At 37.7% G+C, this 13,178-nt stretch carries 11 protein-coding genes; 2 read left to right on the top strand and 9 right to left on the bottom strand.

The window, feature by feature from the left end; translation table 11 throughout:
- Positions 1 to 279 precede the first annotated feature (279 nt).
- Positions 280 to 1,356 (top strand): hypothetical protein, encoded by a 1,077-nt coding sequence (locus E1171_RS18240; RefSeq protein ID WP_155207495.1) that lies wholly within the window; start codon positions 280 to 282, stop codon positions 1,354 to 1,356.
- Positions 1,357 to 1,452: 96 nt separating this feature from the next.
- Here E1171_RS18240 and argH read toward each other — a convergent pair whose 3' ends face one another.
- The 9 genes from argH to E1171_RS18195 form a co-directional block, all read right to left on the bottom strand.
- The gene (gene argH, locus E1171_RS18235) at positions 1,453 to 2,736 is read right to left on the bottom strand and encodes an argininosuccinate lyase (protein ID WP_155207494.1); all 1,284 of its coding nucleotides are present in this window, start codon (positions 2,734 to 2,736) and stop codon (positions 1,453 to 1,455) included.
- A 103-nt stretch (positions 2,737 to 2,839) separates the two neighbouring features.
- Positions 2,840 to 3,427: a GNAT family N-acetyltransferase gene (locus E1171_RS18230; RefSeq protein ID WP_155207493.1), complete on the bottom strand. Its 588-nt coding sequence runs from the start codon at positions 3,425 to 3,427 to the stop codon at positions 2,840 to 2,842.
- Between the two features lie 59 nt (positions 3,428 to 3,486).
- On the bottom strand, positions 3,487 to 4,554 hold the full coding sequence (locus E1171_RS18225) for a M20 family metallo-hydrolase (RefSeq protein WP_155207492.1): 1,068 nt from the start codon (positions 4,552 to 4,554) through the stop codon (positions 3,487 to 3,489).
- Positions 4,551 to 5,324, bottom strand: a complete 774-nt coding sequence (argB, locus tag E1171_RS18220) for an acetylglutamate kinase (RefSeq protein ID WP_155207491.1) — start codon at positions 5,322 to 5,324, stop codon at positions 4,551 to 4,553. Before argB ends, E1171_RS18225 begins: the two co-directional genes overlap by 4 nt.
- Positions 5,321 to 6,259 carry an N-acetylornithine carbamoyltransferase gene (locus tag E1171_RS18215; protein ID WP_155207490.1) on the bottom strand — a complete coding sequence of 313 codons (939 nt, stop codon included), beginning with the start codon at positions 6,257 to 6,259 and terminating at the stop codon, positions 5,321 to 5,323. The genes argB and E1171_RS18215 overlap by 4 nt, the downstream gene beginning before the upstream one ends.
- A 29-nt stretch (positions 6,260 to 6,288) precedes the next feature.
- Positions 6,289 to 7,413, bottom strand: a complete 1,125-nt coding sequence (locus tag E1171_RS18210; RefSeq protein WP_155207489.1) for an aspartate aminotransferase family protein — start codon at positions 7,411 to 7,413, stop codon at positions 6,289 to 6,291.
- 10 nt (positions 7,414 to 7,423) lie between these two features.
- Positions 7,424 to 8,401, bottom strand: coding sequence for an N-acetyl-gamma-glutamyl-phosphate reductase (gene argC, locus E1171_RS18205; RefSeq protein WP_155207488.1), 978 nt, complete (start codon positions 8,399 to 8,401; stop codon positions 7,424 to 7,426).
- Complete coding sequence (locus tag E1171_RS18200; protein ID WP_155207487.1) at positions 8,398 to 9,594, bottom strand: argininosuccinate synthase; 1,197 nt, start codon at positions 9,592 to 9,594, stop codon at positions 8,398 to 8,400. Before E1171_RS18200 ends, argC begins: the two co-directional genes overlap by 4 nt.
- Positions 9,595 to 9,861: 267 nt before the next feature.
- Positions 9,862 to 10,503: a GNAT family N-acetyltransferase gene (locus E1171_RS18195; protein WP_155207486.1), complete on the bottom strand. Its 642-nt coding sequence runs from the start codon at positions 10,501 to 10,503 to the stop codon at positions 9,862 to 9,864.
- Between the two features lie 724 nt (positions 10,504 to 11,227).
- On the opposite strand from E1171_RS18195, the gene E1171_RS18190 reads away from it, so the two are divergent.
- Positions 11,228 to 12,808, top strand: coding sequence for a DUF4493 domain-containing protein (locus E1171_RS18190; protein ID WP_155207485.1), 1,581 nt, complete (start codon positions 11,228 to 11,230; stop codon positions 12,806 to 12,808).
- Positions 12,809 to 13,178: the final 370 nt, after the last annotated feature.

Below are 13,178 nucleotides of genomic sequence, written 5' to 3'. Positions count from 1 at the left end.
GTTAATTATAGTTTATTAGGACTAGATATATTTGAACATTTAAAGATTAGCAAATAAATCTCTTCTAAATTAACCAAATACCTATATTCACTCAACCCTCAGAAGCAAGCACCCTCTTCTATTTTCATAATCTACTAATATAATATAAGACTTTTTTCACAAAAAAACCTCAAAAAAAATTTAAATATTTTTTTCAAATAATAATTATACTTTACAAAAATTAATTAATATATTTATTCTATAGCAAACTAAATTATACCATTTTTAATTAAAAAAATCATGAAAAAAACCATTTTATTATTTGGAGCACTTCTTTGTGCTGGAAGCCTTGCTTGGGCACAAAACAATTCAACTGTAAATCAAATCGGAGAAAACATTACTAATGTAAACCAAACCGGAACAAATGTCTCCGTTGTAGATCAATCAGGAGGTGCTTCTGGAGAAGAAAACGAAGCCAATGTTACTCAATCGGGCTCGAATACCTCTACTATAATACAAAGCGATGCGGTTAGCAACCTGGCCACAGTAAATCAGGAAGATCTTGGTAACACTTCCACTATTAATCAATCCGGAGATAATAATGACGCCGCGGTAAATCAATTAGGGCCATCTAGTATTATCAATATAGCAGACCTTAATCAATCTGGAGATAATAATGAGGCTAGAATTCACCAAATTGATGGATCGTTCTTAAACGAGGCTCATATTAATCAATCCGGAGATCAAAACTCCGCCAGCATCGATCAAAATTTAAGTGGAAGTCAGTTCAATTATGCGGGAGTCGATCAATCCGGAGACCGAAACTCTGCCTTTATCGAACAATTGCAAAGTGGTGGTAGTAATAATGCCCAAATAAATCAATCTGGAGAAGAAAATGGTGCCGAAATTCATCAAAATGCCTTCCTTAATTGGAACAATATAGGTACAATTGATCAGTCAGGATCCTTCAATAATGCCTCAATCAACCAATCCTCTGATGGAACTTATTTTAATTTTGCAGATATTAATCAAAGCGGAGACGTAAATATGGCTTCTGTGGACCAATTGGGAGAATATAATAATGCGATCACTCAACAGTCTGGTTCCGACAATATGGCAACCACAGCACAAAATGGCTTCACTAATACTGCTTTAACTTTTCAATCAGGAGATATGAATTTGTCAGAAATTGCTCAAAGTGAAGTTAACAATGAAGCTATAGTTAATCAGATAGGAAATAATAATACGAGCACCATCAATCAGGGTATGGATTTAAATGGTGCTGGAAACTATGCGGAAGTAAACCAATTAAGCAGTGGCAATGTGAGTAACATTATGCAATCAGGAAATAATACTGCAATAGTTACACAACAATAAGCAACACCCCTTATAATTATTCAAAAAGTATAATGTTATTAGGAGACTGCCCCAAAAAATAGGGCAGTCTTTTTTCTTTATAATGGTTCAGGATCCCTATTCAAAGGCCCTTTTAAATTTTTCCTCAATTTGTGCATTACACAAATTCCCCAAACTCCCTTCATGACTATGGTCTAAGGATTTGTCTGGGGTAAATTCTCCCTGCTGAATACTTTTTCCCACTTTTTGATAAGCCTCTCGAAAAGGCAATCCTTGCATCACTTCCTTGTTTACCGCTTCCACACTGTAGAGGTAATCATATTTTTCATCGTTTAAGAAATCCGTATTAACCTGAACATGCTCAAACATAAACTCCGTCATTTCCAGACAAGACTTCAAACTTTCAATGGTGGGAAACAAAGATTCCTTCAACAATTGTAAATCCCGATGGTAACCACTTGGAAGATTATTGGTAATCAGAACCAACTCTTGAGGCAGACTCTGAATTTTATTACATCTTCCCCGGATCAACTCAAAAACATCAGGATTCTTTTTATGTGGCATAATGCTAGACCCTGTGGTTAACTCATCGGGAAAAGAAAGAAAACCAAAATTCTGACTCATGTACAGACACACATCCATGGCCAGACGAGAAAGAGTCCCGGCCACTGATGCCATGGCAAAGGCAAGGGACTTTTCTGCCTTCCCCCGACTCATCTGACCAGCTACCACATTATATTTTAAAGTTTCAAATCCTAATAAATCAGTGGTCATTTGACGATTTAATGGAAAGGAACTACCATAGCCGGCTGCGGATCCTAGAGGATTTTGGTCACAAATCTTGTAGGCGGCATTTAGTAAATATATATCGTCAATTAAAGATTCTGCATATGCGCCAAACCAAAGTCCAAATGAAGATGGCATTGCCACCTGCAAATGCGTATACCCTGGAATGACTTTTTCCTTGTGTTTCTCACTAAGCGCAATTAATCTTTGGAATAGAGATGAAATTAACTTTTTTATCGACTGAATTTCATCTTTCATAAAAAGATGCAGGCAAACTAAGACCTGATCATTGCGAGATCGTCCCGAGTGAATCTTTTTCCCAATTTCTCCCAATTGCTGTGTCAGCTCAAACTCTATTTTAGAATGAATGTCTTCAAATTCTCTTCCGATGACAAAGCTCCCCTCCTCCAACTTCTGGAGCATTTGATCTAAGGCGGAAGTAAGTTTATCACACTCCTCTTGATTAAGCAAACCTATAGAAGACAACATTTGTGCATGGGCTATAGATCCTAACAAATCATATTTGGCAAGCACTATGTCCAACTCTCGATCTTTACCTACTGTAAAAGCCTCTACATTTTGCGCTACGGTATTTCCTTTATCCCAAAGTTTCATAATCAAATCCTTTTCTAAATTCTTTCTTGCTGCTATAGCCAATTTCCTGCCCTGTAAAGACGGTAGAAAGATTGTGCGTTAGACTTTGACCCATTACAATTCTTTACAGTTTGTTTGTGCTTTTTTTATGGTAAATAAAATCTCGCTCTAACAAGGAATAAACCTCACTATCGAAAAATTCTCCATTAAAGAATAAGTTCTCTCTGAAGTAGGCCTCCTTTTTAAACCCCATCTTTATTAGTGCTTTTTTCGAATTTTCATTTTCCGGATTTACGTCTGCTTCAAAACTATGTAGTTTTAAGTCATTAAAACCAAAATTTATCAGGCTAACCATGGTTTCCTTCATATAACCTTTTCCCCAAAATTGAGGCTTTAAGGTATATCCAATTTCAGCTCTTGCATTTTCTTTTATTATATTCCCAAAGGCAAAATCCCCAATAAATTCTTCGGTTGACTTTTCAATGATTGCCCAATAAATTCCCTTTTTATTTCTGTAAGCTTCTTTCTTCTTTAAAATGAATATTTCAGAATCATTTTTGGACAAATGCTTTGGGCGCTCCATATAGCTCATAACCTGATCATTGGAACGGATAAATTGAATATCAGCAGCATCACTAACTTTGATTTCTCTAAAAATTAATCGCTCACTTTCTAGTTGTGGGAAATTCTCAAAAACACTTTCGTTAATCATTGGATTATTTTATTAATTATTCATACAATTTGGAATATGATAAATTACCAATTATCACCCTACCTACAAATTACCTTCTCTAGTAGATTGATGTAAATTCCTATTCCCTCCTCTATTTCATTTACATAGATAAATTCATCCGCTGTATGGGAACGTGCAGAATCTCCTGGCCCCATTTTTAAAGAAGAAAAAGGCATTACCGCTTGATCCGATGTAGTAGGTGAACCATAAGTGGAGATTCCTAATTCTACTCCTGCCTTTACTATAGGATGATCCATAGCAATGGAAGAGGATTGTAAACGAAAAGAGCGGGGATTAACTTCGGACTGTACACTCTTTTGAATTATCTCCAAAACCTCTTCATTCGTATAGGCATCTGTAGTACGTACATCAACACAAAAATGACAAGAATCGGGAACCACATTATGTTGACTTCCAGCCTCAATAATGGTGGCTGTCATTTTTATTGGACCCAATTGTTCTGATTGCTTCTCAAAGTGAAAATTCTTAAACCAATGGATATCCTCTAGTGCTTTATAAATGGCATTTTCCCCTTCCTCTCTAGCAGCATGCCCACTTTTGCCTTTTACCACACAATCCAAAACCATAAGGCCTTTTTCAGCTGTGGCCATTTGCATCAAAGTAGGTTCACCTACAATCGCAAAATCTACTGGACCAATATTTTCCAAAACGGAAGCAACACCTTGCTCTCCGGATATTTCCTCCTCGGCTGTAGCAGCCAAAATAAGGTTGTAACCTAAACCTTGCTCATCATAAAAATGTAAAAAAGTTGCAATCATGGCTACAAGAGGCCCACCTGCATCGTTGCTTCCCAAACCATATAATTTCCCATCTGCTTCAGAGGGTGTAAAGGGATCAAGGGTATAGCCGGCATTAGGTTTTACAGTATCATGATGAGAATTCAGTAAAATAGATGGTTTTGTCGGATCAAAATATTGATTTTTTACCCAAACATTGTTTTGAGATCTGAAAACCGGAATTTGCTGATCCGAAAAAAAATTTTCCAATAATTGGGCAGTACCTTCTTCCATTTTAGAAAGGGAAGGAATGGCAATCAGATCTTTTAATAGCCCAATGGCTTTTTGAGTGAGAGCGTCGCTTTTCATTTTTTTAAATAGGTTCCATTGGCGTCTAATAAATTATCGGCATGTTTGAGGGCTACTTCTTGCACACCTTCATTCAGGGCAGAAAAAGCATTTTCGAGTTTGGGATACATGCCATCATGAATTTTCTCATTTTTCACCATCTCATCAAAATCCTTCTTATTCAAAGTTGACAACCAAGATTCCTCATCAGCGATATCAGTCAAAACTCCTTTTTTTTCAAAGCAATACCATAATTGACAATGGAAGTAAGATGAAAAAGCCTTTGCCAAAGTGGCTGCAATGGTATCAGCGTTTGTGTTTAGCAATTGACCATTGCCGTCATGACTCAAGGCACAAAAAACAGGCACCACCATTTGCTCAATTAGCTTGACCAGCAGTTCCACATTCAATGTCTCAAGGGATAAATCCCCCACAAATCCAAAGTCAATATTCGGGTGAACTCTTTTATTTGCTGGAATACAATTTAAATCCGCCCCGCTTAATCCCAAGGCTGTACATCCTCTGGCCTGTAATTGGGCGGTAATTTGTTTATTCAACCCTGCATAAACCATAGTAATCAGTTCTATAGCTGAGGCATCCGTTATCCGTCTTCCTTTATGCATGTTCACCGGAAGCCCCAATTTCTTACTCCAGGAGGAAGCTAATTTACCCCCTCCATGCACAAGAAGCTTCCCTCCTTCCAATTGTGAATAAGCATCCAAAAAATTATCAAGAGCATCCTTATCATCTATGATATGCCCACCTATTTTAACAATATGTAAGTTTTTCATGAAATCTCCTCCAGCATAGTTTTTAATACCGCTTGTGCCGCATATTCACGGTTTTTCGCTTGTTGATAAACAATGGATTGCTCGATAACCTCATCAGTTGCAATCACATTTCTCCTAATGGGCAGACAATGCATAAAGCGCCCTTGATTTGTCAAAGTCATCTTTTTGGGAGTCAGCATCCAATTTTCGGTTACAGGTAACACCTTTCCATAATGCCGATAACTGGACCAGTTTTTTACGTAGACGAAATCAGCTCCCTGAAGTGCGTCCTCCTGTTGATCCACCACCTTAATTCCTTCCACAAAAGAAGGTTCCAGCTCATAACCTGGAGGATGGGCTAAAACAACTTCCGCATCCATCTTTTTTACCCACTCCAAAAAAGAATTGGTCACTGCCTGGGGTAAGGCTTTCGGATGTGGTGCCCAACTGACCGCCACCTTAGGTCGTTTTATGCCAAAAGATGCTATGGTAGCCAAATCCGCCAAAGATTGTAAAGGGTGACGTGTAGCAGACTCCAAACTAATAATGGGGACTTTGGCATAATTCAAAAAATGCTCAAGTACTAATTCCTGATAATCTTCCTCCCTTTTTTTCAAAGCAGCAAAGGTTCTTACCCCCAAAATATCGCAGTATTCGCTCATGACCCGAACCGCATCTTTAATATGTTCCTGTGAAGAACCGTCCATTACGGTACCTTCACCCATTTCCAATTGCCAACCGTCCTGTCCCACATTCATTACCATGCATTGCATGCCCAAGTTAAAGGCAGCCTTTTGGGTACTCAACCGTGTTCTTAAGCTAGGGTTAAAAAATACCAAGCCCAATACCTTGTGCTGTCCGACGGTTGGCTGGATGGGTTGCGCTTTTAATGCCAGCGCTTTCTTTACCAGAGCATCCACCGATGGAACATCTCTTACTGAAGTAAATTTTTTCATTTTTTTATTTCCTAATCCCCATGGGAAATTTATAAAACATGCTTTAGTCCTTTTACAAAATGCTTTACGTCTTTTTCTGAAATGGACAAAGGGGGTAGCAAACGCATAATGTTAGGGTTGGCTGCTGCACCTGTAAAAATTTTCTCTTGAATTACTAGTTGATTCCTGAGATTTTTCACAGGGAAGTCAAAGTCCAAACCCAACATCAATCCTTTTCCGCTAATGGTCTTGATCTTGGGGATAAAGGTCAATTCCTCCCTAAGCAGATCCCCCATTTTTGCAGCATGTTGTATCAACCCTTCCTCTTTCAAAACATCCAAAACCACTATTCCTGCACTACAAGCCAGGTGATTTCCACCAAAGGTGGTGCCCAACATTCCGTAGTGGGCTTCAATATCAGGGTGAATCAACACCCCCCCTATGGGAAAACCATTACCCATTCCCTTGGCCACGGTAATCAAATCTGCTTTAATACCATAGTGTTGGTGAGCGAAGAACTTTCCACTACGTCCATAACCCGATTGCACTTCATCCACAATGAGGAGACAGTCGTATTGATCACATAACTCCCGGATTGCTTTCCAGAAAAATGAAGAGGCTTCATGAATTCCTGCCAAGCCCTGAATACCTTCTATTATGACTGCAGCTACATCTCCACCTTGAAGACAAACCTTCAAAGCCTTTACATCATTCCATGGAAGTATCTCGGATAGATGACCGCCGTTAAAAGGGGCAGCCAATTTTGGATTATCCGTTACACTTAAAGCTCCGGAAGTCCTTCCGTGAAAGCCCCCACTAAAGGCCACCACCTTTTTTTTACCAGTGGAAAAAGAGGCCAATTTTAGTGCGTTTTCAACGGCTTCTGCCCCAGAATTGCATAGAAACAATTGGTAGTTGGGATAAGAGGATAGCTCACCTAGTTTTCGGGCTAATTCTCCTTGCAAAGGGTTTATTACCGAATTGGAATAGAAACCCAGTTGCTGCAATTGCACTTGAATTTTTTCTACATATTGTGAATGACTGTGCCCAATGGAGATCACCGCATGTCCTCCATAAAAATCCAGGTATTTATTTCCATCCTTATCCCAAACATAAGCTCCTTTTCCTTTAACCGGTTCTACATCTAGGAGAGGGTAAACATCAAATAGTTCCATGACTCTGGGTTTAAAATAAATTAGCTTTTAGTTGAAGTCCAGCCTTCTCTGGTAAGCCAAACATTAGATTCATATTTTGGATGGCTTGGCCTGAGGCTCCTTTTAATAGATTATCTAATGCACAACAGACCAATAATTTCCCTTTATGAACCTCTAAGTGTAATAAAGCTTTATTAGTATTTACCACCTGCTTCAGGTGTATAGGCTGCTCACTTAAGTGTGTAAAGGCAGCCTGTTGATAGAATTCCTGATACAGGTCTTTTGCCTCTTCCATAGAAAGCGAACAATTAATATATGCCGATGCAAAAATCCCCCGACTAAAATTCCCCCTCATGGGAATGAAATTAATCTCCTGACTAAAATTCTTTTGAAGGATATTCAGGCTTTCCTCTATTTCTCCCAAATGTTGATGATTAAAAGCTTTGTACACCGATAAATTATTATCTCTCCAACTAAAGTGTGTAGTTGAGCTTGGTGCTTGCCCTGCTCCCGTTGCCCCGGTGATGGCATGCACATGTAACTCATCCTGCAATAAATCATTTGCCGCCAATGGCAAAAGGGCCAACTGAATAGCAGTAGCAAAACACCCAGGATTGGCAATATTTTCAGCCTCCTGAATTGCAGCTCGCTGCAATTCGGGCAATCCATAAATGAAGCTCCGGTCACTCTGATAAGCATGGGCTTTTAAACGAAAATCATGACTTAAATCAATGATCTTTACCGACGACAAAATGGGATGCTTCTTCAAATATTCGGCTGAACGTCCATGCCCCATACACAAAAACAAGACATCCACATTGAAATCAAAACCAGAGGTAAAACACAAATTTGTTTCTCCCACTAAATCCTGATGCACATTACTTAGGGCTAGGCCGGCCTGACTATTACTCTGTACAAAAGAAATTTCTACTGCCGGATGATGTAATAAAAGACGAAGCAGCTCACCGGCAGTGTAGCCTGCTCCTCCGATAATTCCCACTTTGATCATGACTCCATATCATTTACGTTTGAAAAAATCTTAGTAGAGTTGGCCAATATCTTGGTAAAACCCTTTACATCTTCTCCTGACCAGGCCTTGTTCTGCTCCCCATAATCTCCAAATTTGGAATTCATCATATCATGATCTGACTTAATTCCTTGAATCAGAAACCGATAAGGGTGTAATTCCACATAAACATTTCCACTCACTTGCTGCTGGCTGCTTTCGAGAAATTTTTCAATATCTCTAAGAACAGGTTCTAAAAACTGTCCTTCATGCAGCAACATCCCATACCAATTAGCAAGCTGCTCCTTCCAATACATTTGCCATTTGGTCAACACGTGTTTTTCTAATGCTTGATGGGCTTTAATCAAAAGAAGAGGAGCAGCGGCCTCAAACCCCACACGTCCCTTAATGCCAATAATGGTATCACCCACATGTACATCCCGACCAATGGCGTATTTTGACGCAATGGCTTCAATTTTTTTTATGGACTCCACCGGATCCAGAGTCTTCCCATTCACTCCTATGATCTCTCCCTTTTCAAATTTCAAGCTAATTTGGGAAGGGGTAGTTTCTGATAATTGACTAGGAAAGGCTTCTTCCGGAAGAGGTAAGTGAGAAGTAAGGGTTTCAGCTCCTCCAACACTTGTACCCCACAAACCTTTATTAATGGAATATTGCGCCTTTTCCCAGCTAATATTCACTCCGTGCTCTTTCAAAAAATCAATTTCGGCCTGGCGGCTCAATTGTTGATCCCGTATAGGAGTAAGAATTTCCACATTGGGAGCGATTATTTGAAAAGCCAAATCAAAACGAACCTGGTCGTTGCCCGCTCCTGTACTTCCATGTGCTACATAATCAGCCCCAATTTTTTGGGCATATTCAGCAATGGCCATGGCCTGAAATATTCGCTCAGCACTTACCGACAAAGGATAGGTATTATTTTTCAATACATTTCCAAAAACCAGGTATTTCACAGCTTGCTGATAAAACACTTCAGTTTGTTCTAAATTTTTATGAGAGTTGGCCCCCAGTTCAAGGGCTCTTTGATGAACTTGTTCCAATTCGGCTGGTGAGAATCCTCCTGTATTGACCAGGGCAGTATGCACCTCCAAACCTTTTTCTTGTTTCAAATATTTTAAACAATAAGTGGTGTCTAATCCCCCACTAAATGCTAAAACGACCTTCTTGTTTTTCATCGGAATTTAGGTTTTAAAACAATCTATGCCATCAGCGAAAAAGCTTTAAGTAAGATTGGAGCTATTTACTTTTAAGTGCTTTAAATTTTTTAAAATCAATTATCCCCAGACATTGGAGAAAATTCCTTCCTGAAAGTCTATTTACCTGATTTCCTTCTTCTAAAGAATAAAGCAAAGGGAAACAACTCTTAACACCTCCTAACAAAGGGCAGATAGAGGATTAAAGAACTATCAGAAAGGTTTTGTGAATAAGAAAAGGAATGGTAATCAACGCCTAAACCTTCTGATATGAAAGTAGCGCCTTATTTTATGAAAGATGGGAACAGGAATTTGGGTAGCAGAAAAACCTTCTATTTGTTGCTCTTTTATGGCTTGATCTTTTTCAGGGGAATACAACATCCCAGTACATAAACAATGGGTTTTGCCGGTTCGCTGAAGCACATCGTAATTTTTACAGCTTTTGCAACCTGCCCAAAATTCCTCCTCATGAGTTAATTCAGAAAAAGTAACCGGTTTATACCCCAACTCAGAATTAATTTTCATCACGGCCAAACTGGTTGTTATCCCAAAAATTTTTGCATCAGGATACTTTTCTCGGGAAAGTTTAAATATTTGAGCCTTTATCTTTTTGGCCAAACCAAACTTTCGAAACTCCTCATGAACAATCAATCCGGAATTGGCCACATATTTTCCATGACTCCAAGTTTCTATATAACAAAATCCTGCCAGTTGTCCTTGCCCACTAAAAGCAATAACAGCTTTTCCCTCCTTGATTTTATCACTTAAATATTCTGCTGATCGTTTGGCAATACCCGTTCCTCGCTTATTGGCGGATACTTCCAACATTTCACTCAATTCCTTAGCGAAATGTATATGCTGTTTGCCTGCCTCTTCAATTAAAAACTGCATGACTTTACAATTAAACGCTATCAAAATCCTCAGCTCAAAAAAGACCAGCCAAATGACGAATGAATCAATAGCCATCTGTCTGCCTGATCGGCAAGCTAAAGTTTGATAAAAACTAAATAAATGGATAATAATAGAATGAATGAAAGGAAGCAGAGTACGTAACTCCACCAAAAATTACACGACCCACACGGGCCTGATCCTGAATACAGAAGGCCTGCTAACAACAGGGCTGTTGTTAGAAATTAAAAATTGATATGTTGGCTTTATAGCGTTCATTGCTTTGGCAAATATTTGGCAAAAAATCCTAACCACCAAATTTATTGTATTAATTTTTTTCTAAGACTAGTCAAAATCAGGATATGACCCTTGGTAGAAAACAGTTAATTTGACCCAATTCAAGGTTATGTTATTTGAAAATGTTTGAGAAGAATACTTGTTGCTTAAACGGTTAATTCTACCCAAATCTCCACTCGCCTTTCAATGAAGGTATTATATATTTACTTCAAGAAACATGTAATTTCTTCCTTTAGAAAATAAAAAAACAACCCATTCAGATAAAGAAATGGACCTATTTTAAGAATGTTTAGGACTGGTCTTTAACAAGTTTTCTAAACCTAAAAGGAAAATTGTTTTTTCAAAAACCCAAATGTAAGTTTATACTTCCAAAACAGTTTTTATAGATTACTTCGATCTATTTTTTAACCTTAATTAAATCTACATTTTTATGAAACATTATTTTCTCCCTTTATTATTCCTTTTATCATTCTTGGTTCTCTCATGTGAAAAATCAGAAATTCAAGAGCTTGGGACAAACACTAAAGGAAAATTATCCATAAACCTTAAAGCAGAAGATGAAGAAATAAACATCGATAACTTTCAGGTGACTATTTTTGATTCTGAAGGACAAGAAATGCAAAGCTTTGGCAAAACGACTGATATTCCTGAAGAAATTGAACTGGAGCCTGGGATTTACTATATCATAGCGCATTCTTCCGAAGATTTGGACCCCCTATATTATGAAGGCAGAAGTGAGGAATTTGAGATTAAAGAGAATGAAACACTACAAATTGAGGTTTTATGTACTTTAAAGAAAGAGGGGACATTTTCTATTAACTTAACTGTGGAAGATGAAGAGATAGAAACAACCCACTTTAAAACTACCATTTATAGTGCTGAAGGAGAGGCAGTCAAAACCTTTGAAGAAACCAAGGATATTCCGGAAACCATTGAATTAGATCCTGGAATTTACTATATCATAGCGCATTCAACTGAAGATTTGGAACCTTTATATTATGAAGGTAAAAGTGAGGAGTTTGAGATCAGTAATGAGAGTGTTTTTAAAAATATAGACATTATTTGTACACTGATTGAAAAAACTCCTACTGGCCAGATAAAAATAAAGATCACCGCAGAAGATGCCGAAGCTAACACAGAAAATTTTTTCGTTAGTATTTATAATTCGGAAGATCATCAAATTGTAATGAGCTTTGATAAGGCAAGTGAAATGCCAGAAACCATTGAATTGGAAGTTGGCTCTTATTATGTAATCGGTCAATCTAATGAAGAATTGGAAATCCATCATTACGAAGGAAAGAGTGAGGTATTTACCATTCAAGAAGATAGTTCTCTTGAAGTAGAAGTTTATTGTCCAGTGGTATGGAGCCCAGATGGAGAAGGTACCGGTACACTGGCATTAACCTTAACCCCTGGAGATACAGGGCTAGAACTTCAAGATTTTGAGGTGAGCATCCACAAAGCAGATACCCATGAACAAATAAAGTTTTATGACGATGCCACCAAGGTCCCTTCTGAGCTTGATCTGGAGGTAAGGGATTATTATATAGAAGTCAAATCAAAAAATGCTTTAGCTTCATCATTTGATAAGCCATTGTATGGAGCAAAAAGTAACATATTTCGTATTGAGAAAAATCGAAAGACTGAAACTGCTCTAACTTGTACACTTCAGAGTGCAAAAGTTAGCGTAGTATTTACAGCGGATTTTAAAAACACTTATGTTGATTCCAATAATGTCACATATGATTACCAGGTTACGCTCCAAGCCTCTGATATAGAAAACTCTGAACTTACATTTTCAAAAAAAGACAACCCCATTGGCTATTTTCATCCATCCAATAAATTCAGTGTCCTTCTAGAAATTTTTAATAGTAATAACAAGGGAGGACCATTTAAATATTCTTATAGTTACGTTCCTTTTGAAGCAGGTCATGAATACAAAATAATAATTGATGTATCTGAGCCTGGACCTTATGGTCATCCGTTAATAGGATATGAACGAATTCAATAAATTCCAGTGGTTTTTCAAATGAGCAACTTTTGAAAAAAAGCTAAAGTGGAATTATTTCTTTCCTTTAGCCTTTTTGCCATTCCAAACAGCCTTAATAAATATTACTTGGGTTTTTTTAAACAACCCCAAGTAATATTTAATCTTTATTTTTCATTAACTCATTATAAAATTAGACTAAACACCCAAAAATAATTATTTCACAAGAGTTTTGAGACTGCTAATAAGGACCAAACAGACATACTATTTAGAATTTAATTACTATGCTTTGGTTTTTCTTATCCAATATTGGGTTTTCTAATAGTTTTGTTCCTTACAAAAATCAAAAAAAAATATCCTTTTTTAACCTCCTAACATTTATTCAGATTTTTAA

This window comes from Xanthovirga aplysinae (assembly GCF_009711365.1).
Lineage (GTDB): Bacteria > Bacteroidota > Bacteroidia > Cytophagales > Cyclobacteriaceae > Xanthovirga > Xanthovirga aplysinae.
Note: the sequence above shows the minus strand (reverse complement) of the source record. Positions and strands in the feature narration are given on the sequence as shown.

Excerpts from the sequence above, each read along its gene's own strand:
- E1171_RS18240 (WP_155207495.1), top strand. The coding sequence starts at position 280 with ATGAAAAAAACCATTTTATTATTTGGAGCACTTCTTTGTGCTGGAAGC.
- argH (WP_155207494.1), bottom strand. The coding sequence starts at position 2,736 with ATGAAACTTTGGGATAAAGGAAATACCGTAGCGCAAAATGTAGAGGCT.
- E1171_RS18230 (WP_155207493.1), bottom strand. The coding sequence starts at position 3,427 with ATGATTAACGAAAGTGTTTTTGAGAATTTCCCACAACTAGAAAGTGAG.
- E1171_RS18225 (WP_155207492.1), bottom strand. The coding sequence starts at position 4,554 with ATGAAAAGCGACGCTCTCACTCAAAAAGCCATTGGGCTATTAAAAGAT.
- argB (WP_155207491.1), bottom strand. The coding sequence starts at position 5,324 with ATGAAAAACTTACATATTGTTAAAATAGGTGGGCATATCATAGATGAT.
- E1171_RS18215 (WP_155207490.1), bottom strand. The coding sequence starts at position 6,259 with ATGAAAAAATTTACTTCAGTAAGAGATGTTCCATCGGTGGATGCTCTG.
- E1171_RS18210 (WP_155207489.1), bottom strand. The coding sequence starts at position 7,413 with ATGGAACTATTTGATGTTTACCCTCTCCTAGATGTAGAACCGGTTAAA.
- argC (WP_155207488.1), bottom strand. The coding sequence starts at position 8,401 with ATGATCAAAGTGGGAATTATCGGAGGAGCAGGCTACACTGCCGGTGAG.
- E1171_RS18200 (WP_155207487.1), bottom strand. The coding sequence starts at position 9,594 with ATGAAAAACAAGAAGGTCGTTTTAGCATTTAGTGGGGGATTAGACACC.
- E1171_RS18195 (WP_155207486.1), bottom strand. The coding sequence starts at position 10,503 with ATGCAGTTTTTAATTGAAGAGGCAGGCAAACAGCATATACATTTCGCT.
- E1171_RS18190 (WP_155207485.1), top strand. The coding sequence starts at position 11,228 with ATGAAACATTATTTTCTCCCTTTATTATTCCTTTTATCATTCTTGGTT.